We start from the raw sequence: 18,287 nt of genomic DNA on the forward strand, positions 1-18,287 counted from the left end.
CCGGTGGATGGTCCCCGTCTCCCGATACGCCGCCGGGTCAGCTCAGTCTCTTCTGAAGCTCGCCCATGCGCTCGCTCGGGAAGAAGCCCAGGAGCGTGTTGACCGCGAGCATGTGGGCGTTCGACTCGGCGTTGTACGTGTAGACGGTGCGGGTCTGCGGTGCCGTGCGCTGCAGCATCCGCAGATTCGCGACCTTCACCGCGGTGCCGAGCTTGTGGCCGCGGTCGGGCCTGCGCACCAGCGTGCCCCACTGATAGGCGTTGCCGTCGGCGCTCGAAACGACGAGCTGCGTGTAGGCGGCGGCCTCGCCGGCACGGTCGAGCGCGATGGTCCCGAACGACGTGCGGCCCTGTCGTTCGAGCAGGTCCTCGTTCTCGCGGATGCTCGCCACGTCGGGCGTCGCTGCTTCGATCTCGAGGTCGCCGCTGGGGGCTTCGGTCTCGATCGACGTATCGAGCACCGACCAGCCCTCGACGACATCGTCGGGCACCGGGCCGACCCAGCTGCGGATCTCATATCCGTCGACGGCGCTCGTGATGTCTCTCGTCACACGGTCGACGAGTGAGGGATCGAGCGGCAGGTCGAGGCGGCTCTGCACGTCTCCGAGCGCGAGTGCGTAGCCGTGGTGACGCGCGAACTCGCGACCGGGGGAACCCGTGCCGTCGGGGCCGAGCGCGTAGGGCCAGGAGGTCTGGCCGTGGGCGACACGACGACCGGATGCCGCCGCCTCGGCCTCGAGGAACGCCAGGGCGGCCGAGCCGAAGCCGCGACGCCGGTGCGCGGGCGGCACACTGACGGACAGGTGCGCGACGTGCGTGTTGTCTTTCCGCGGAAGACCGATGCCGGCTGAGCCGACGATGACCGAGCCCGCGCGCAGGAGGTAGGCGCGACGGTCGACCACGCTCGACTCCTGCTGCAGTTCGCTGCGGCTCTCCTCGCGCGTCCAGACCACGGCCTTCGCGCCGCGATCGGCGCGCTCGGCGTGCGCGTAGGCGGACCACCAGTCGTCGACCGCGCCATCGTCGAACGGATCGACGCGGATCATCTCCATGCCCATCCCGTCACCGTACTCCCGGGCTCTGCCGCGTCACATAATCGTGTCGTTGACAATAGTGTGTGAGGCACAGTAATGTGACCGACATGAACGAGACGCTCGACACGCATCTGCAGGAGCTCCGGCGCGGCACCGTCGTGCTCGCCTGCCTGCAGCTGCTGCGCACCGCGGGCTATGGCTACGGACTGCTCGAAGACCTCGAACGTCGCGGCTTCGCGACCGACGCCAACACCCTGTACCCGCTTCTGCGCAGGCTCGAGAAGCAGGAGTACCTCACGAGCGAGTGGAACACCGACGAGGCACGGCCCCGCAAGTTCTACCGCACCTCGGCCGCCGGCATCCGCCTGGCCGACACCCTCACCGACGAATGGCGCTCCCTCACGACCGCCATCGCCTCCCTCACCGAAGAAGAGAACTGACATGACCGCCACCGCCACCCTCACCGACCGCTACGTCGACGCCACGATCCGCAGCCTTCCCGCCGCCGCCCAGGCCGACGTGCGCGCCGAGCTCGAAGCGTCGATCGCCGACGCCGTGCAGGCCCGCGTCGACCAGGGCGAGCCGCGCGAGGTCGCCGAGCGCGCCGTGCTCAGCGAGCTCGGCGACCCCGGCATCCTCGCCGCCGGCTATGCCGATCGACCTCTGCATCTCATCGGTCCGCGCTACTTCCTCGTCTGGTGGCGGCTGTTGAAGCTGCTGCTCTGGATCGTCCCCGCATGTGCCGCTGTCGGCATCGCGATCGCGAAGGTCCTCGAGTTCGCCACCATCGGCGAGACGATCGGCGCGATCGTCGTCGTCATCCTCCAGGTGATCGTGAACCTCGGATTCTGGACGACGCTCGTGTTCGCCGTCCTCGAGCGCACCGTCCCGGTGCCGGTGACCGCCTGGAGCGTCGATCAGCTGCCCGAGGTCGTCGAGAACCGCGCCGGACTGTCCGAGATGATCGGCTCGATCATCTTCCTCGTGCTGGGGGCCGCCGCCATCCTGTGGGACTCGCTGCGCGGCTTCCTCCGCCCCGACGGCGAGGCGCTTCCCCTCCTGAATCCCGAGCTGTGGCCGTGGTGGATCACCGCCCTGTTCGTCGTGATGGCCGCCGAACTGATCCTCGCCGTCGCCGTCTATCGCGCAGGTCGCTGGAGCGTGCCCTTGGCGACCGTCAACACGGTGCTCGCGCTCGCCTTCGGCGTCCCGGCCCTCTACCTGCTCGTCTCAGGGCAGCTGGTGAACCCCGAGTTCCTGCACTTCCTCGCGACCGAGCATGCCGAAGACCTCGCCAAGGCGAACGCCGGCGCCGCCGCGCAGGGAGGGATCTTCCGGGTGGTGACCGTGGTCTTCGCCGTCGTGACCGCGGGCATCGTCGTCTGGGACATCATCGACGGCTGGTGGAAGACCTTCCGCGCGCGTACCCGGTGACCGCAGTCCGATCGGAGCGCCGTCTCTCGCGGAGAGGCGGCGCTCCGCCGTGCCCGCGGGGCGGGGAATAGGCTGGATGCCGTGACCAGTGCATCCGTCTCCGATCTGTTCGACCCCGCGGAGTGGACGCTCGCGCCCGGCGCCGAGGACTACACCGACATCACCGCGCACGTCACCCACGACGGGGGAGTGGCGCGCATCGCGTTCGACCGCCCCGAGGTGCGCAACGCCTTCCGCCCGCACACCGTCGACGAGCTCTACCGCGCCCTCGACATCGCCCGGCAGGATCCCCGCATCGGCGCCGTGCTGCTCACCGGAAACGGGCCGAGCCCGAAAGACGGCGGCTGGGCGTTCTGCTCCGGCGGCGACCAGCGCATCCGCGGACGCGACGGCTACCAGTACTCCGACCCTTCGACAGGCTCAGGGACCCAGGAATCGGCTTCGACAGGCTCAGGGACCCAGGAATCGGCTTCGACAGGCTCAGGGACCCAGGCCCAGCGAGACAAGGCGGGCGCCCGAGTCGGCCGCCTGCACATCCTCGAGGTGCAGCGTCTCATCCGCTTCATGCCCAAGGTCGTCATCGCGGTGGTGCCCGGCTGGGCGGCCGGAGGCGGGCACTCGCTCCACGTGGTGTGCGATCTGACCATCGCGTCGGCGGAGGAGGCGCGCTTCAAGCAGACCGACGCCGACGTCGGCAGCTTCGACGCCGGATACGGCTCGGCGTACATGGCCCGACAGACGGGACAGAAGTTCGCGCGCGAGGTGTTCTTCCTCGCCGAGGAGTACTCCGCGCAGCGCGCCTACGAAGCCGGCGCGGTGAATCGCGTCGTTCCGCACGCCGAGCTCGAGCGCGAGGCCCTGAAGATGGCGCGCACCGTGCTCACCAAGTCGCCGACGGCGATCCGCATGCTGAAGTTCGCCTTCAACGCCGTCGACGACGGGCTGGTCGGCCAGCAGGTGTTCGCCGGCGAGGCCACCCGACTCGCGTACGGCACCGACGAAGCCGTCGAGGGCCGTGACTCCTTCCTCGAGAAGCGCGACGCCGACTGGTCGTCGTTCCCCTGGCACTACTGACCCCGCGGAATCGGCGCGATGACCGCACTCATTCCGACGGATGCCGACGATCCGGCCCTGCTGCAGCCCGCGCTGCGGCACGCGCTCGAAGGCGGCCCAGCGCTGGGGTTCGGCATGCTGGCCGACACCCCGGGCTCGGTGCCCGACGGCGTCGCGATCGTCATCGCGACCTCCGGCTCGAGCGGCATCCCCAAACGCGTCGCCCTGAGCGCCGAAGCGCTGCGCGCGAGCGCCGAGGCGACGGCGACCCGCATCGGCAGCGGACGATGGCTGCTGGCGCTGCCGGCCGGGTACGTCGCGGGCCTCCAGGTGCTCGTCCGATCGATCCTGGCCGGCACCGAACCCGCCACCCTCGGCGGCCGCTTCTCGCCCGACGCGTTCGCCGAGGCGACGCTGGGGATGCTGCGACCGGCATCCGGCTCGCAGTCGACCGGCGTTCCCGACCTCTTCACGTCGCTGGTGCCCGCGCAGGTGGCCACCCTGCTCGACGCCGCCGCCGACGACGCCGCCGTGCGCGCCGCCCTGCGCGCCTATCGGGCGATCCTCGTCGGTGGTCAGGCGCTCGCGGAGCCCTTGCGCGAACGCGCGGCCGACCTCGGCGTGCACCTGGTGCGCACCTACGGCTCGACCGAGACGAGCGGCGGCTGCGTGTACGACGGCGTGCCGCTCGACGTCGCCGCGGTGCGCGTGTCCGACGGTGAGCTGCGGATCGCGGGCCCCATGCTCGCCGAGGGCTATCTGGACGACGAGGCGCTGACCGCTCGCACGTTCGTGCGCGACGAGCACGGCATCCGGTGGTATCGCACGGGCGACCTGGGCCTCGTCGACGACGGCGTCGTGCGGGTGCACGGCCGCGCCGACAACGTCATCGTCTCGGGCGGCATCAACATCTCGCTCGACCGGGTGGAGCGCGTCGTGCGCACGATTCCCGGCCTCCATCAGGCGGTCGTGGTCGGCGTCGACGACGACCGGTGGGGCGAGGCCTCGGTCATCGTGGCCCCGCGTGGCGAGGCGCTGCGACGCAGTGAGGCCGAGCAGCTGTCGCACGCGCGAGACGCGGTCGCCGAGGCTCTGGGCCGGCACGCGCGGCCCACGCGGCTGATCCTCGTGGACGAGCTGCAGACGCTTCCCTCGGGCAAGCCCGACCGCGAGGCGGTCCGGCGCGTGGTGGCCGGCCTTCGCTGACCGCGCGGTCCTGCCAGACTGAGCGCATGGCCCCGTACACCCACGGACATCACGAGTCCGTCCTCCGATCGCACAACGTGCGCGACATCGCGAACTCCGCCGCCTACCTCCGCCCGCATCTCGACGCCTCGACGCACCTGCTCGACATCGGCGCCGGACCGGGCACCATCTCGGCCGACTTCGCCGGTGTCGTCTCGCGGGTGACGGCGACCGAGATCGACGAGGCGGCCCTGTCGCTCTCGCGTGACCTCGCCGCTGAGCGCGGCCTGCACAACTTCGAGTTCTCGGTCGAAGACGTGCACGCGCTGACGTTCGCCGACGACACCTTCGACGTGGTGCACGCGCACCAGGTGCTGCAGCACGTCGACGATCCCGTGCAGGCCCTCCGGGAGATGCGCCGCGTCGCCGTGCCGGGCGGCATCGTGGCCGCGCGCGACGCCGACTACGCCGGCTTCCTGTGGTTCCCGCTGCTGCCCGAGCTCGATCGCTGGCTGGCGCTGTACAGCGCGGCCGCCCGGGCCAACGGCGGAGAGCCGGATGCCGGTCGCCGCCTGCTCGCCTGGGCGCGCGCGGCCGGATTCGATGACATCACCGCGACGGCCTCTGTGTGGAGCTACGCCTCGCCCGCTGAGCGCGCCTGGTGGGGCGGCATGTGGGCGGACCGCATCCTGGAGTCCGCTCTGGCGAGACAGCTCGTCGACGGTGAGATGGCGACTCGCGCGGATCTGCGCGAGATCAGCGACGCCTGGAAGCGCTGGGCCGACGACGGCGACGGATGGTTCCTCGTGCCGCACGGCGAAATCATCTGCCGGGCCTGACTCGACACCCGGCGGGATACATCTCTCGACGGATGCCGGTCGGCGGGTCGCTCGCGTAGCGTGGGAGAAGTGATCCGCCCGCTCTCGCGCGCGGCGCTGATCCTCGACATCGTCGGGGCGGTGCTGCTCTTCCTCGTCCTCGCTCCGGTGTCGATCGTGCTGTACGGTCCGAGCACCGGCGGCTCGGTGGTGCAGGGGACGAGCGTCGGCGGAGTCCTTCTCGCGGGCGTCCTCATGTTCGGCGGCGTCGCCATCGGGCGCCTCGCCCCCGGTCTGGCTCTCGCCGCCGCCTGGGCGGGAGCGATCGTGCAGATGTCGGTCGGATTCGGCCCGCTGCCGATCGACGTCGCCATCCTCCTCGTCCTGTACGCGACGGCCGCCTGGGGCACGCATCGCGAGCTCTGGTGGGGATTCGGCTCGGTGCTGCTGGGCGGCGCGGTCGCGGCCGCCTACATGGTTCTCATCGAGGGCGTCTCGTTCGGCCCCGGCATCGGGTGGGAGCAGCTGAACACCGGCGTGCTGCTGCTGCTCGTCGCCGTGCTCGCGCTCGGGTTCTCCTGGGTCTGCGGTCTGCTGTGGCGCGTCGTGCTGAGGGCGAGACGCACCCGCACGGCACAGCTGCAGGCCGAGTCGCTCGCCGCCGAGGAGCAGGAGCGGGTGCGCATCGCACGCGACATGCACGACGTCGTCGCCCACTCGCTCGCGGTCGTCATCGCGCAGGCCGACGGCGCCCGATACGCCGCGGCGGTGAAGCCCGAGATGGCCTCCGAGGCGCTCGGAACGATCGCGCAGACGGCCCGCGCCGCCCTCAGCGACGTGCGGATGCTGCTCACCCAGCTCCGTCACCGCCAGGGCGACGGACCACAGCCCACGCTCGCCGACCTCGAGACGCTGTTCGCCCAGGTGCGCCAGGCCGGCGTCGAACCGTTCGTCACCGTCGACCCCATGCCGCCGGGCGAGCCGCCCGGAGCGATCCAGCTCGCGGTGTACCGCATCCTGCAGGAGGCGCTGACCAACGCCATCCGACACGGCGACGGCACCGTCCACGTGCACCTGGCCTGGTTGCCGGAGCGCGTCGACATCGTCGTGCGCAACACGGTCGACGGTGACGCGACCGGGTCGACCGACGGCCACGGGCTGATCGGCATGCGCGAGCGGGCGCAGCTGGTCGGCGGCGTCCTGCGCGCCGAACGCCGTGGCGGGCAGTTCGTCGTCGAGGGTTCCCTCCCCATCGGGGCCTCGGTCGACGGCGCCGGCTCCCTCGACCTGCTGCAGATGAACGAGCGGGGAGAGGCGCGATGATCAGAGTCGTCCTCGTCGATGACCAGGCGCTGTTCCGCGCCGGCATCCGCATGCTCGTCGCCTCGCAGCCCGACCTCGAGGTCGTGGGCGAGGCGGGCAACGGGCAGGAGGCGATCGAGGTCGTGCGCAGCACGCGGCCCGACGTGGTGCTGATGGACATCCGGATGCCGGTGATGGACGGCCTCACCGCCACCGCCGAGATCCTCGCGCGGCCCGACCCGCCCCGCATCGTCATGCTCACGACGTTCGACCTCGACGAGGCGGCCGCGCGCGCGATCCGGCAGGGAGCGAGCGGCTTCCTGCTCAAGGACGCCGACCCGGAGTTCCTGCTGGCGGCGATCCGCACCGTGAACTCCGGGTCGAGCGTGATCGCGGCCGCCGCCACCCGCGAACTGTTCGCGCATTTCGCCGCCGCGCCCAAGCCCGTGCCGTCGCACTTCGCCGACCTGACCGATCGGGAGAAGGAGATCTTCGCGCTCGCCGCCCGCGGACTGTCCAACGCCGAGATCGCCGGGCGGGAGTTCCTGAGCGAGGCCACGGTGAAGACGCACATCAGCCGCATCCTGACCAAGCTCGCACTGCGGGATCGGGTGCAGCTCGTCGTGTTCGCGTTCGAGCACGGCCTCGTCTGACGGCATCCGCCGATCCGACGCCGTGCGCGATCATCCTTCCGATGTACGCGGATGCGTCCCTCGGCCGACGCGCGGCGCCGGGTCGCGGAAATAGCGTCGATGTCATGGAGATCACGACCACCGACCTCGGGCTCGCCGCCCGCGTGCAGCACCTGAAGAAGACCTACGGCTCGGGCGAGGGGACCGTTCGTGCGCTCGACGACGTCAGCGTCGGCATCCGTCGCGGGCAGTTCACGGCGATCATGGGACCGTCGGGCTCGGGCAAGTCGACACTGATGCACATCATGGCCGGCCTCGACGGCCCCACGGAGGGGCGGGTCTGGATCGGAGACACCGAGATCACGGGTCTCGGCGACCTCGAACTCACGATCCTCCGCCGACGTCGCGTCGGCTTCATCTTCCAGGCGTTCAACCTCGTGCCCACCCTCGACGCCCTGGGGAACATCATGCTCCCGTTCGAGCTCGACGGTCGTCGTCCGAGTGTGACCGAGCGCGCGCGCATCGACGGACTCATCCAGACGCTCGGCCTCGGTTCGCGACTGAGCCATCGCCCGCACCAGCTGTCCGGCGGGCAGCAGCAGCGGGTCGCGATCGCCCGCGCCCTCGCCACCGCCCCCGACCTCGTCTTCGCCGACGAGCCCACCGGGAACCTCGACTCGCAGACGGGGCGCGAGGTGCTGCAACTGCTCGCCACGGCCAGCCGCGAGCACGGCCAGTCGATCGCGATGGTCACGCACGATGCCGTCGCCGCGAGCCACGCCGACCGCGTGCTGTATCTCGGCGACGGCCGCATCGTCGCCGATCACCCGCGTCAGACCGCCGAGCAGATCTCGGCGTACATGCTGGCCACCGAGGTGGCGGCATGACCGCCGTCGCGACCGCCGTGCCCGCGACGAGAGCCGCCGGTCCTCGCCTCGCGTGGCTCCGCGACCGCGGCATGGGGGCCAGCATCCTCGTGGCGGCGCTCTCGGCCGCCTTCGGTGTCATCCTCGTCGAGGTCACCGCCTACATCGCGGCGGTGCTCCAGGCCGATCCGTTCATCGGCGACAGCGGCACGCTCGCCTTCGTGGTCGGGCTGCTCTCGGTGCTCCTGACGGCCGTGGCGATCTACGTCGCCGCGATCGTGACCGCGAACACGTTCGCCACGATCATCGCCGGGCGCACGCGGCAGATCGCCCTGCTGCGTCTCATCGGCGCCAGCGCCCGCTCGCAGCGCGCCGAGGTCGGCCGCCAGGGACTGGTCGTCGGGGTGATCGGCGCGCTCCTCGGTCTGCTGACCGCCCTCGTGCTGGCCGCCGTGGGCGTGCACATCGGTGCCCAGCTCATCGACGGCGATCCGTCGGGCTTCTCCCTCGCCCAGCCGTTCATCGCCCTGCCGGTCATCGGGGTCGCCCTCACCACCTGGGCCGCAGCCTGGGCCGGATCGCGACGGGTGCTGACCGTGACGCCGCTGCAGGCCCTCGGCGGATCGGTCGATCGCGCCCATGACGAGGTCGCAGGCCGCCGCAGCCGGCACGTCGGCGCGTGGGTGCTCTTCATCAGCGGTGCGGTGCTGCTCGCGGGCGGGGTCGTCATCGGACTCGTGAGTCCTGTCGGCGTGGCGGTGGCCTTCTTCGGCGGCATCCTCTCGTTCACCGGACTCGCGCTCGGAGCGGTGATGTTCATGCCGCCCGTCCTGCGCCTGGTCGGACGCCTCCTCGGCTCGAGCGCCACCGCCCGCCTCGCGGCCGAGAATGCACTGCGCTATCCCGAGCGCTCCTCGCGCATGGCGATCGGCGTCGTCATGGGCGTGACGCTGGTCACCATGTTCGCCGTCGCGCTCGAATCGGCCAAGGGGCTGATGATGCGCCAGACGACCGACGACATCCCGCCGGAGTTCTTCGCCCCGTTCGACGCGTTCGCCGCCATCATGATGGTGCTGGTCGCGGTGTCGGCGGTGATCGCCGCGGTCGGTCTGGTCAACCTGCTCACGATCGGCGTGGTGCAGAGGCGCCGCGAGCTCGGCCTGCTGCGGTCGATCGGCCTCTCGAACGCCCAGGTGCGTCGCATGGTGCTTCTGGAGGCCACGCACATCACGGTGGCGGCCACCCTCACCGGACTCGTGCTCGGCATCACCTATGGGTGGATCGCGGCGCAGTCGCTCTTGGGCGCCGTTCCGACGCTGCCCGACTTCGAGCCGGCGGGGTTGGTGGTGCCGCAGGTGCCGTGGGTGCCGGTCGCGATCATCGTCGTCGCCACGGCGGTGCTCACCCTCGTGGCCGCCGCGACGCCGACGCGTCTGGCGACGCGCATCGCTCCCGTGGAAGCGCTCGCCGCGGACTGATCCCGTCGCGGGCGGGTCGCCTCTAGGCTGGTCGGATGCCGTCACCGTTCGATCAGTCCACGTATCAGGTCCGCCTCGACTGGGGTGCCGCGGGTCTCGACCGCCTGGCTCCCGCCGACATCGTCGTGGTGGTCGACGTGCTGCGGTTCTCGTCGACGGTGACCGACGCCGTCGCATCCGGTAACGAGGTGGCCCTGGCCGACTCGCTCACGTGGTCGCGCAACGGGGCGGCGCTCGCCGCCGCCGCCGCGCCCACGGCCACGGTGCTTCTGGGCGGCCTCCGCAACGCCTCGGCCGTCGCGCGGGCGATCCAGGCCGTGCAGGAGGAGCGTCAGGCGAGAACCTCGGTCGCGATCATCGCAGCCGGCGAGACGGATGCCGCGGGCGGAGTGCGCTTCGCCGTCGAGGATCAGCTCGGCGCCGGGGCGATCGTCGCAGCCCTCACCGATCTGGGCATCGACCATACCGCGCCCGATGCGGCCGTGGCCGCCGAGGGCTTCCGCGCCCTGCGGCGGGCGCTGCGGCATCTGTTGAGCGCGAGCGGATCAGCACGGGAGATCGACGCCGGCGTCGAGGCGACGACACGAATGGAGGCATCCGGCCTGGAGCCCACGACCACGAAGGATGCCGCCGAGCTCGACGCGCTCGACGTCGTGCCCGTGCTGCGCGAGGGAGTGTTCACGCGCTTCGAGCGGCGGGCCGTCGACCGATGAGGTTCCTTCCCGCCGTCGTCGGCGACGCCGTCTTCGTGCTCGTGTTCGCCGCGATCGGTCGCGCCTCTCATGATGAGGATCCGGGCGGCTTCCTGCTCACCGCGTGGCCCTTCCTCGTGGCGCTGCTGGCGGGACACCTCGTCGCGGCGCTGCTGCCGGGCAGACCGCGGCGGCCGTGGTCTCTGCTCTGGGGCGTCGTCGTGTGGGTCGTGACGGTCGGCGGCGGGATGCTGGTGCGCGTCGCCAGCGGCGACACGGCCGAAGCACCGTTCATCGTGGTCGCGACCATCGTCGTCGGTGTGCTGCTGCTCGGGTGGCGCGGGGTGGCCGCGCTGCTGCGACGTCGTCGGGGGACGCGCACTGCAGGGGAGGGCGGGGCGGACTCGGGCGGGGCGGACTCGGGCGGGGCGGGGTCCGGCGGGGCGGGGTCCGGCGGGGCGGACTCGGGCGGGGCGAACGGCTGATCGGTCGATCAGCGCGACACCTGCGCGGCGAGCCGCGTCTCGCTGGTGATCTCCCGCCGGGTCCAGGCGAACACGTGCCGCGGATCGAACGTGCGGGAGCACCGTGCGCACGAGGTCGCCCGCGTGGGGCGGCGGTGACGATAGGTCACATGCCCGGACGGGCATCGACCCACCCAGGGCGCCAGCTCGACGGCTGTCTCGCCCCGGTGCGTGGTGCCGCCGACGTAGCCGAGGTCGCGGGCGATGCGCTTCCATGACGGACCGTGCGCGGCGGTGTGACCCGCGAGCGCGTGCGCGACCTCGTGCAGCAGCACCTGATGGATCTCGTCGTCGTCGAAGCGCGCTGCGAGGTACCGCGACACCGTGATGCGCTTCTTCGAATAGTCGCAGAGCCCGGCCCGACGCTTCGCATGGTCGAAGTCGAACGACCAGCTGTCGTCGAGGTGCATCCGGATCAGCGCCTCACCCCAGATGCGCACACGGTCGAGTTCCGCCATGCGCTCAGGCTAAGCCATGCCACCGACACCGGGATGAGTCGGTCGGCTCACCCCGCCACGAGCTGCGTCGAGCGTCGACGCTCGGCGGCCTCGATCGCGAGGAGCGCCGTCTCGAGGTCGCGGTCCTCGGCACCGGCCTCGCGCCGCAGGAACAGCGAGCGCTTGAAGCTCTCGCGCGCGGTCTCGTAGTCGCCGGCGTCGTAGGCGTTCTTGCCGTGATGGTGATGGGCGAACGCGGCGATCGACAGCCACCGCTGTCCCTCCGCCTCGTCGGCGCAGGTCGCGAGCTCCTGCTCGGCAGCGGCGTGGGCGCCGCGATACTGCAGGATCGTCGCGTGCAGCACCCGCGCTCGGAGCACGTCCTTCCGCGTTCCGGCCATCCGCGCCTGGCGCACGGTCTCGTCGGCGAGCACGAGCGCCTCATCGAGACGGCCGAGCACCTTCAGCAGCCACACGCGCTCGAGAAGCGCGGGAAGACTCCGCTGCGACTCGATCTCCGCGAGGCGCGCCGCGCATTCGCCGGCATCGACCAGCTCGCGGAGGGTCTCCTGGTCGTATCCCTGGATGTAACTCATCGCTCTCCTTCCGCAGCGTCCCCGTCCAGTCTGCCCGGCGGGGGCCTCGTCGTCGGGGCGGCGCGCCCTGCCCGCGGCATCCGACCTCGTTCCGTCTCGCCCCGCTCGGCTCGCCTCGCCCGCTCGCCTCGCCTCGCCCGCGCTCGCTCGTCTCGCCGGCTCGCCCGCCCGCTCGCCTCGGTCGCTCGGGGGAGGAACACGCCGGGCGCGGGGCCCTCTTACCGGCGTGTTCCTTCTTTCGGCGGGGTGGCCGGGACGGCCCGGCGCGTCCGTCCGCGGCCGGGTTGCTCGGGGGAGGAACACGCCGGGCGCGGGGCCTTGTTACCGGCGTGTTCCTTCTTTCGGCGGGGGTGACCGGGACGGGCCGGTGCGACCGTCCGCGGCCGGGTTGCTCGGGGGAGGAACACGCCGGGCCCGGGGCCTTGTTGCCGGCGTGTTCCTTCTTTCGGCGGGGGTGACCGGGACGGGCCGGTGCGTCCGTCCGTCGCCTCGGTCGCTCGGGGGAGGAACACGCCGGGCGCGGGGTCTTCTTACCGGCGTGTTCCTTCTTTCAGCGGGTGTAGCCGGACCGGACGTGACCGGACCGCACCGCGCCGGGCCGGGCGTCAGCGCAGGAAGAGCGAGGCGTCGGGGCGCGGGGAAGCGGTGGCGTCGCCGTCGGTGACGATGCGCGCTCCCTGCACGAAGTCGCGCACTTCGGCGCCCTGGGCGATCTTCGCGGGGTGGGGGCCGGCGGCGAGCATCCGCGGCAGCCATTCGGTGGGGAGGGGAGAGGCGGATGCCGCGACGACCAGATTGCCGAAGCGCCGCCCCTTGAGCACTTGGGTGTCGGCGAGGATGCCGATCTCCGGCAGCACCTGGGCGATGGTCGCGGCCTGTCGGCGGGCGAAGGCCAGCCCGGGTCCGTCGGCGACGTTGACGAGCAGCACGCCCGCCGGGGTGAGGAGCGCCGCGACCTCTCGGTAGAACTCGAGGCTCGTCAGGTGCGCGGGCGTCTGGGCGCCCGAGTACACGTCCGACACCACGAGATCGCACTGCGCCCGCAGCGCCGCCGGCAGTCGGCCCACCCCCTCGCGCGCGTCGCCGATGCGGATGCGGATGCCGGCGCCGCGCGGAAGCGGCAGATGCTCGCGGACGAGCGCGACCAGCGGCGCCTCGAGCTCGATCACCTGCTGCCGTGAGCCCGGCCGAGTCGCCTCGACGTAGCGCGGGAGGGTGAGCGCTCCCGCTCCGAGGTGCACGGCGGTGAGCGGCCCCGGGGGCAGCTGATCGATCACAGCACCCATGCGCACGACGTACTCGAAGTGCAGGTGGGTCGGGTCCTCGAGGTCGACGTGCGACTGGGGGGTGCCGTCGACGACGAGCTCGAATCCGCCTCCGAACTCCGACGGCACGACGCTCGCGATACCGCCGTGGTCGAGGCGGGTCTGCGGATGCTCGGTGTCTCTCGATCGCGCCCGTCCCATGGTCTCGAGCCTACGGGGGAGGCGATGTTACGGGCGCGTGACGAATATGAGAGTAACTTGCAGCGAATTAGTTAGTCGTGGATACTTTTTCCTATCCGGGGCAGCCGATGCCGCCCGGAGACATTTCGAAGAGGAGATCCCTGATGCACAAGCGCATTCTTCCGGTCGTGGCGCTGGGCGCCGCGGCCACGCTGGGCCTCGCGGCCTGCGCCGGCGGAAGCACCGACGGCGGCAGCACCGACGGAGAGGGCCAGGAGCTCACCGTCTGGATCATGAAGGGCACCAACCCCGACGCCACCGCGTTCTACGACAAGGTCTCCGAGGCCTTCGAAGAGGAGACCGGAGCCACGGTCACCATCGAGGAGATCCAGTGGGCCGACGCCCACGACCGGTTCGTGACCTCGATCGCGGGCGGCACCACCCCCGACATCGCCGAGACCGGCACCACCTGGACCGCTGAGTTCGCCGACGCGGGGGCGCTCGAGCCCCTCGACGAGTACGTCGACGCCGAGAAGGGCCTGCGCGACGACCTCGTCGAGGGCCTCGCCGTCGCCGGCACCTACGACGACGCGCTCTACGGCATGCCGTGGTACGCGGGCGTCCGCTCGATCGTCTACCGCACCGACGTGTTCGAGGAGCTCGGTCTCGAGGCCCCGAAGACCTGGGACGACATCATCGCCGCCGGTGAGGCCATCAAGGCGGCCAAGCCCGAGATGCTGCCGTTCCCGGTCCCGGGCGACGCCGAGTTCCAGGTGTACCCGTGGGTGTGGGGCGCCGGTGGCGAGATCGCCACGCAGGACGGCGGCGAGTGGACCAGCGAGCTGGACAGCGCCGAATCGCAGGCCGGCATCGAGTTCTACACCGGCCTCGCCACCGAGCACGGCTTCTCGTCGGCCGGCGCCACCACCTGGAAGGAGACCGATCTCCGCGACGCCTTCACGCAGGGCAACGTCGCGATGATGCTGTCGGGATCGTGGACGCCGAAGGCGCTTGTCGAGGCCAACCCCGACCTCGAGGGCAAGATCGGCGCGGCGGTCATCCCCGGTGAAGACGGCGGCATCGCCCCGTCGGTTCTCGGCGGATCGCACCTGTCGGTGTTCAACACCACGGAGAACGCCGACCTCGCGTGGGAGTTCGTCCAGCTCATGACCACCGGCGAGTTCGCCGAGCAGTGGTCGAACGAGACCGGCTACTTCCCCGGCGTCCAGTCGGCGATGGAGGAGGCGCTGGCCTCGACCGACCCGCTCGTCGCGCCCTTCGCCGAGCAGATGGTCGACGGCGGAGCATCCGTCCCCGTCACCCCGAACTTCGGCGCCGTGCAGGCGAAGAAGACGACCAACGCGATGATCCAGGCGATCCTCAGCGGGCAGAAGGACGTCGCCACCGCGACGAAGGATGCCGCCGCCGAGATGACCGACCTGCTCAACCAGTAAGGACGTCTCCTCGTCATGACGATGGTGCAACCGCCGCTGCCGGCCACGAAGGCGGAGTCCTCCTCCGCCTCCGTGGCCGGCGGGCGGTCGCGACGCGGTCTCTCGATCGTCGCGGCCCGCCCGTGGCTCCTCCTCGCGCCCGGGCTGGCCATCCTCGCGGTGCTCATGCTGTGGCCGCTCGTCCAGGTGTTCGTCTACTCGCTGCAGGACTACGGTCTGCGCGAGATCAACACGGGCGAGTACAACTGGATCGGTCTCGAGAACTACGTCGAGGCGGTCACCGACCCGACGCTGTGGACGGTCGTGCTGCCGAACACGGTCGGCTTCGCCGCCGTCGCGGTGTTCGCCACCGTCGCGGTCGGCACCCTCGTCGCGCTGCTCCTGGCCCGTCTCGGCACCACGTGGCGCGTCATCGTCTCCAGCTGCATCATGGTCGCCTGGGCGATGCCCGCCGTGACCGGCACCTACGTCTGGACCTTCATCTTCGATGCCGACCGCGGCATCTTCAACAGCGTGCTCCGTGATCTCGGTCTGATGGACGATCCCGTCAACTGGTTCACGAACCAGTGGACCTTCTACGCGATCGTCCTCCTCAACGTGGTGCACCACGGCTTCCCGTTCGTGGCCATCACGGTGCTGGCGGGGCTCCTCGGCGTCTCGAAGGAGATGCTCGAGGCCGCCGCGCTCGACGGCGCCGGCGCCTGGCGCCGATTCTGGAAGATCATCTTCCCCACCCTCAAGCCGGTCTTCTCGGTCGTCATCATCCTGTCGACCATCTGGGACTTCAAGGTCTTCGCGCAGGTGTACCTGATGCCCGGCGGCTCGGGCGGCAACCGCTCGGTCCTCAATCTGGGCGTGTGGTCGTACGTCGAGTCGTTCGGGCAGAACCGCTACGGCTTCGGCGCCGCGCTCGCTGTGCTGCTCACGCTCGTGCTGATCGGCATCACGATCGTCTACATCCGGTCGCTCATGAAGGAGGACGAGCTGTGAACCCCCGCGCATCCCTCCGCTCGCGCATCGGCATCGGCATCGCGGTCGCCGCCGTTCTGATCTTCACCCTGTTCCCGGTCTACTGGATGGTGTCGAGCGCCTTCGACAAGAAGGCCTCCAGCGGCGGGCAGTCGCTGCTCCCGCAGGAGTTCACGTTCGACAACTTCGCGTTCGTCCTCACCGAGGGCGGCTTCGGCACCTATTTGCGCAACTCCGCGATCGTGGCCCTCGTGACGGTGCTGGTCAGCGCCCTGGTCTGCCTGCTCGCCGCGGTCGCCGTCGCGCGCTTCCGCTTCACATTCCGCACGACCATCCTCATGATGATCCTCGTCGTGCAGATGGTGCCGCTCGAAGCGCTCGTCATCCCGCTGTTCCTGCAGGTCAAGAGTCTCGGGCTGCTCAACAGCATCCTGGGGCTGATGGTGGTGTACGTGGCACTCTCGCTGGCGTTCGGCATCTGGATGCTGCGCGGCTTCGTGGCGGCCGTCCCGGTCGAGCTCGAAGAGGCGGCCTACATCGACGGCGCGAGCTGGTGGCGCATGTTCCGCTCCATCCTGCTGCCGCTGGTCATGCCGGGTCTCGTCGCGACGAGCATCTTCAGCTTCATCACCGCGTGGAACGAGTTCATCTTCGCGATGACGATCCTCGGCGCCGAGACCGACCAGTACACGGTCTCCATCGGACTGAAGTCGTTCTTCGGCCTGTACTCCAACGACTGGGGCAGCATCATGGCCGCGTCGACCATCATCACCGTGCCGGTCATGATCTTCTTCGTGATCGTGCAGCGCCGTCTCGCCTCCGGCATGGTCGCAGGAGCGGTGAAGGGATGACCGACGAGCTCGAGCGACTCGCCAACGGCGTGCTCTGGCCCGGCTTCCTCGGCACCGAGGCGCCGGCGTGGCTGATCGACGAACTGCGCGACGGTCTCGCCGGCGTGGTGTACTTCGGGCAGAACGTGGGCGCAGGGCTGGCCGACCTCAGCGCGGCGATCCTGGCGGCGAATCCCGACGCCCTGATCGGCGTCGACGAGGAGGGCGGCAGCGTCACCCGGCTCGAGGCCGGTACCGGGTCGACGGTTCCGGGTGCCGCGCAGCTCGGAGGGCTCGACGATCTGGTCGCGACCGAGCGCACCGGCGCCGAGCTCGCGCGACGCGTGCGCGCCGTCGGCGCGAACGTGGTCCTCGGCCCCGTCGCCGACGTCAACACCGATCCGCGGAACCCCGTGATCGGCGTCCGTTCGTTCGGCTCCGACGAGCACCTGGTCTCCCGCCACGTGGTGGCGGCGGTCGACGGCATCCAGGATGCGGCTGTCGCCGCCTGCGTCAAGCACTTCCCGGGGCACGGCGACACCCACCTCGACTCGCACCACGACCTGCCCGAGATCGCGCTCGACATCGCCGAGTTCGAACGCGTGCACCTCGAGCCGTTCCGCGCGGCCGTGGAAGCCGGGGTGGATGCCGTCATGACGGCTCACATCGTGGTGCCGGCCTGGGGGGACGCGCCCGCCACGCTCAACCCGAGGGTGCTAGGGATGCTGCGCTCGTGGGGCTTCGACGGCGTGATCATCACCGACGCTCTCGACATGGCGGCGATCCGCGAGTCGGTCGGCATCGGCGGGGGAGCTGCCCGTGCGCTCGCCGCCGGGGCCGACCTGCTGTGCATCGGGAATCCGACGAATCCGGGCGACGCCGCCCTCCCCGACCAGGACCGGAGGGACTTCCTCGCGGCGCGCGACGGCATCGTGCGCGCGCTGCGCGACGGGTCCCTGTCGCGCGAGCGCGTGGAAGACGCCGCCGCCCGAGTCGCCGCGCTCGCGGAGAAGCTGCGGAGCCGGGCCGGAACCGGATCGGAACCCGACAGCGGCTACGACGCGGCCTCGATCCTCCGGCGCGCCGTCACGGTCTCGGACCGCCTGCCCGATCCCACCGGTCGCCTCGACGTGATCGACGCGCGGCGACGGTCGACCCTGGCCGTCGACAGCGCGGCCGACTACGTCTCGGCCGCGCTCGCCGTCGACGGGTCGCGCGCGCGCGTCGATGTGGCGACGGCGTCGATCACCGACCAGGACCGCGCGATCGCCGAGGCCGTCGCGGCGTCGGGCACCACGGTGCTGCTCATCGACCGGCCCGATGCGGATGCCGCGCAGCGCGCCCTCGTCGAGCGTGCCGCCGCGCGCGATCCGAAGGCGGTCGTCGTGAACGTGGGGCTGCCGGCCCGGCATCCGCTTCCGCTGCCGACCGTCGAGGTCTCGGCGGCGAGCCGCCTGGGCGCGGAGATCGCGCGCGAACTGCTCCTGGGCCGCTACGCTCCTCCGGAGAAGACCCCGACCACCGCCTAGACGGGCCCGA

General features: G+C 71.0%; 19 protein-coding genes. 15 read left to right on the plus strand and 4 right to left on the minus strand.

The genetic code is table 11. From position 1 onward, the window contains the following. Nucleotides 1-37: 37 nt before the first annotated feature. Nucleotides 38-1,057 carry a GNAT family N-acetyltransferase gene (locus tag AB3M90_RS01175; protein ID WP_412949450.1) on the minus strand — a complete coding sequence of 340 codons (1,020 nt, stop codon included), beginning with the start codon at nt 1,055-1,057 and terminating at the stop codon, nt 38-40. An 83-nt stretch (nt 1,058-1,140) separates the two neighbouring features. On the opposite strand from AB3M90_RS01175, the gene AB3M90_RS01180 reads away from it, so the two are divergent. The 11 genes from AB3M90_RS01180 (at nt 1,141) to AB3M90_RS01230 (ending at nt 10,978) form a co-directional block, all read left to right on the plus strand. Further along, a complete protein-coding gene (locus tag AB3M90_RS01180) occupies nt 1,141-1,473 on the plus strand; it encodes a PadR family transcriptional regulator (protein ID WP_412949451.1) in 333 nt (110 codons plus the stop codon). Nucleotide 1,474: 1 nt separating this feature from the next. Then, complete coding sequence (locus tag AB3M90_RS01185) at nt 1,475-2,467, plus strand: permease prefix domain 1-containing protein (protein ID WP_412949452.1); 993 nt, start codon at nt 1,475-1,477, stop codon at nt 2,465-2,467. An 81-nt stretch (nt 2,468-2,548) separates the two neighbouring features. After that, a complete protein-coding gene (locus tag AB3M90_RS01190; RefSeq protein WP_412949453.1) occupies nt 2,549-3,541 on the plus strand; it encodes a 1,4-dihydroxy-2-naphthoyl-CoA synthase in 993 nt (330 codons plus the stop codon). A gap of 18 nt (nt 3,542-3,559) precedes the next feature. Continuing rightward, nucleotides 3,560-4,726: an AMP-binding protein gene (locus AB3M90_RS01195; protein ID WP_412949454.1), complete on the plus strand. Its 1,167-nt coding sequence runs from the start codon at nt 3,560-3,562 to the stop codon at nt 4,724-4,726. Nucleotides 4,727-4,752: 26 nt separating this feature from the next. Continuing rightward, nucleotides 4,753-5,544 carry a class I SAM-dependent methyltransferase gene (locus AB3M90_RS01200; protein ID WP_412949455.1) on the plus strand — a complete coding sequence of 264 codons (792 nt, stop codon included), beginning with the start codon at nt 4,753-4,755 and terminating at the stop codon, nt 5,542-5,544. A gap of 69 nt (nt 5,545-5,613) precedes the next feature. Further along, entirely contained in the window at nt 5,614-6,846 is a 1,233-nt protein-coding gene (locus tag AB3M90_RS01205; RefSeq protein WP_412949456.1) for a sensor histidine kinase, read from the plus strand. Then, the gene (locus tag AB3M90_RS01210) at nt 6,843-7,478 is read left to right on the plus strand and encodes a response regulator (protein ID WP_412949457.1); all 636 of its coding nucleotides are present in this window, start codon (nt 6,843-6,845) and stop codon (nt 7,476-7,478) included. The genes AB3M90_RS01205 and AB3M90_RS01210 overlap by 4 nt, the downstream gene beginning before the upstream one ends. 104 nt (nt 7,479-7,582) lie before the next feature. After that, nucleotides 7,583-8,344, plus strand: coding sequence for an ABC transporter ATP-binding protein (locus AB3M90_RS01215; protein WP_412949458.1), 762 nt, complete (start codon nt 7,583-7,585; stop codon nt 8,342-8,344). Next, nucleotides 8,341-9,801: an ABC transporter permease gene (locus AB3M90_RS01220; RefSeq protein WP_412949459.1), complete on the plus strand. Its 1,461-nt coding sequence runs from the start codon at nt 8,341-8,343 to the stop codon at nt 9,799-9,801. The genes AB3M90_RS01215 and AB3M90_RS01220 overlap by 4 nt, the downstream gene beginning before the upstream one ends. A gap of 35 nt (nt 9,802-9,836) precedes the next feature. Continuing rightward, nucleotides 9,837-10,514, plus strand: a complete 678-nt coding sequence (locus tag AB3M90_RS01225; RefSeq protein ID WP_412949460.1) for a 2-phosphosulfolactate phosphatase — start codon at nt 9,837-9,839, stop codon at nt 10,512-10,514. Then, complete coding sequence (locus AB3M90_RS01230; protein WP_412949462.1) at nt 10,511-10,978, plus strand: DUF3054 domain-containing protein; 468 nt, start codon at nt 10,511-10,513, stop codon at nt 10,976-10,978. Before AB3M90_RS01225 ends, AB3M90_RS01230 begins: the two co-directional genes overlap by 4 nt. Before the next feature lie 8 nt (nt 10,979-10,986). On the opposite strand, the gene AB3M90_RS01235 is transcribed toward AB3M90_RS01230, so the two are convergent. The 3 genes from AB3M90_RS01235 to AB3M90_RS01245 form a co-directional block, all read right to left on the minus strand. After that, the gene (locus AB3M90_RS01235; RefSeq protein ID WP_412949464.1) at nt 10,987-11,475 is read right to left on the minus strand and encodes a SprT-like domain-containing protein; all 489 of its coding nucleotides are present in this window, start codon (nt 11,473-11,475) and stop codon (nt 10,987-10,989) included. A 47-nt stretch (nt 11,476-11,522) separates the two neighbouring features. After that, entirely contained in the window at nt 11,523-12,050 is a 528-nt protein-coding gene (locus AB3M90_RS01240) for a hypothetical protein (protein ID WP_412949465.1), read from the minus strand. Nucleotides 12,051-12,655: 605 nt separating this feature from the next. Continuing rightward, nucleotides 12,656-13,516, minus strand: a complete 861-nt coding sequence (locus tag AB3M90_RS01245; protein WP_412949466.1) for a spermidine synthase — start codon at nt 13,514-13,516, stop codon at nt 12,656-12,658. A 143-nt stretch (nt 13,517-13,659) separates the two neighbouring features. Between AB3M90_RS01245 and AB3M90_RS01250 the strand changes: the two genes are divergently transcribed. From AB3M90_RS01250 to AB3M90_RS01265, 4 genes are read left to right on the plus strand one after another with little or no spacing between them, the layout of a single operon-like run. After that, entirely contained in the window at nt 13,660-14,949 is a 1,290-nt protein-coding gene (locus AB3M90_RS01250) for a sugar ABC transporter substrate-binding protein (RefSeq protein WP_412949467.1), read from the plus strand. A 15-nt stretch (nt 14,950-14,964) separates the two neighbouring features. Beyond that, complete coding sequence (locus AB3M90_RS01255; protein ID WP_412949468.1) at nt 14,965-15,939, plus strand: carbohydrate ABC transporter permease; 975 nt, start codon at nt 14,965-14,967, stop codon at nt 15,937-15,939. Beyond that, nucleotides 15,936-16,769 (plus strand): carbohydrate ABC transporter permease, encoded by an 834-nt coding sequence (locus tag AB3M90_RS01260; protein ID WP_412949469.1) that lies wholly within the window; start codon nt 15,936-15,938, stop codon nt 16,767-16,769. Before AB3M90_RS01255 ends, AB3M90_RS01260 begins: the two co-directional genes overlap by 4 nt. Beyond that, complete coding sequence (locus AB3M90_RS01265; protein WP_412949470.1) at nt 16,766-18,277, plus strand: glycoside hydrolase family 3 N-terminal domain-containing protein; 1,512 nt, start codon at nt 16,766-16,768, stop codon at nt 18,275-18,277. The genes AB3M90_RS01260 and AB3M90_RS01265 overlap by 4 nt, the downstream gene beginning before the upstream one ends. Nucleotides 18,278-18,287 lie beyond the last annotated feature (10 nt).

Origin of the sequence: Microbacterium martis, from assembly GCF_047246685.1 — a bacterium.
GTDB lineage: Bacteria > Actinomycetota > Actinomycetes > Actinomycetales > Microbacteriaceae > Microbacterium.

Bases quoted from the DNA above. Each gene is read 5' to 3' on its own strand.
- AB3M90_RS01265 (WP_412949470.1), top strand. From the start codon at position 16,766: ATGACCGACGAGCTCGAGCGACTCGCCAACGGCGTGCTCTGGCCCGGC.
- AB3M90_RS01255 (WP_412949468.1), top strand. From the start codon at position 14,965: ATGACGATGGTGCAACCGCCGCTGCCGGCCACGAAGGCGGAGTCCTCC.
- AB3M90_RS01200 (WP_412949455.1), top strand. From the start codon at position 4,753: ATGGCCCCGTACACCCACGGACATCACGAGTCCGTCCTCCGATCGCAC.
- AB3M90_RS01195 (WP_412949454.1), top strand. From the start codon at position 3,560: ATGACCGCACTCATTCCGACGGATGCCGACGATCCGGCCCTGCTGCAG.
- AB3M90_RS01235 (WP_412949464.1), bottom strand. From the start codon at position 11,475: ATGGCGGAACTCGACCGTGTGCGCATCTGGGGTGAGGCGCTGATCCGG.
- AB3M90_RS01240 (WP_412949465.1), bottom strand. From the start codon at position 12,050: ATGAGTTACATCCAGGGATACGACCAGGAGACCCTCCGCGAGCTGGTC.
- AB3M90_RS01185 (WP_412949452.1), top strand. From the start codon at position 1,475: ATGACCGCCACCGCCACCCTCACCGACCGCTACGTCGACGCCACGATC.
- AB3M90_RS01180 (WP_412949451.1), top strand. From the start codon at position 1,141: ATGAACGAGACGCTCGACACGCATCTGCAGGAGCTCCGGCGCGGCACC.
- AB3M90_RS01225 (WP_412949460.1), top strand. From the start codon at position 9,837: ATGCCGTCACCGTTCGATCAGTCCACGTATCAGGTCCGCCTCGACTGG.
- AB3M90_RS01245 (WP_412949466.1), bottom strand. From the start codon at position 13,516: ATGGGACGGGCGCGATCGAGAGACACCGAGCATCCGCAGACCCGCCTC.
- AB3M90_RS01215 (WP_412949458.1), top strand. From the start codon at position 7,583: ATGGAGATCACGACCACCGACCTCGGGCTCGCCGCCCGCGTGCAGCAC.
- AB3M90_RS01250 (WP_412949467.1), top strand. From the start codon at position 13,660: ATGCACAAGCGCATTCTTCCGGTCGTGGCGCTGGGCGCCGCGGCCACG.
- AB3M90_RS01175 (WP_412949450.1), bottom strand. From the start codon at position 1,057: ATGGGCATGGAGATGATCCGCGTCGATCCGTTCGACGATGGCGCGGTC.
- AB3M90_RS01210 (WP_412949457.1), top strand. From the start codon at position 6,843: ATGATCAGAGTCGTCCTCGTCGATGACCAGGCGCTGTTCCGCGCCGGC.
- AB3M90_RS01220 (WP_412949459.1), top strand. From the start codon at position 8,341: ATGACCGCCGTCGCGACCGCCGTGCCCGCGACGAGAGCCGCCGGTCCT.
- AB3M90_RS01230 (WP_412949462.1), top strand. From the start codon at position 10,511: ATGAGGTTCCTTCCCGCCGTCGTCGGCGACGCCGTCTTCGTGCTCGTG.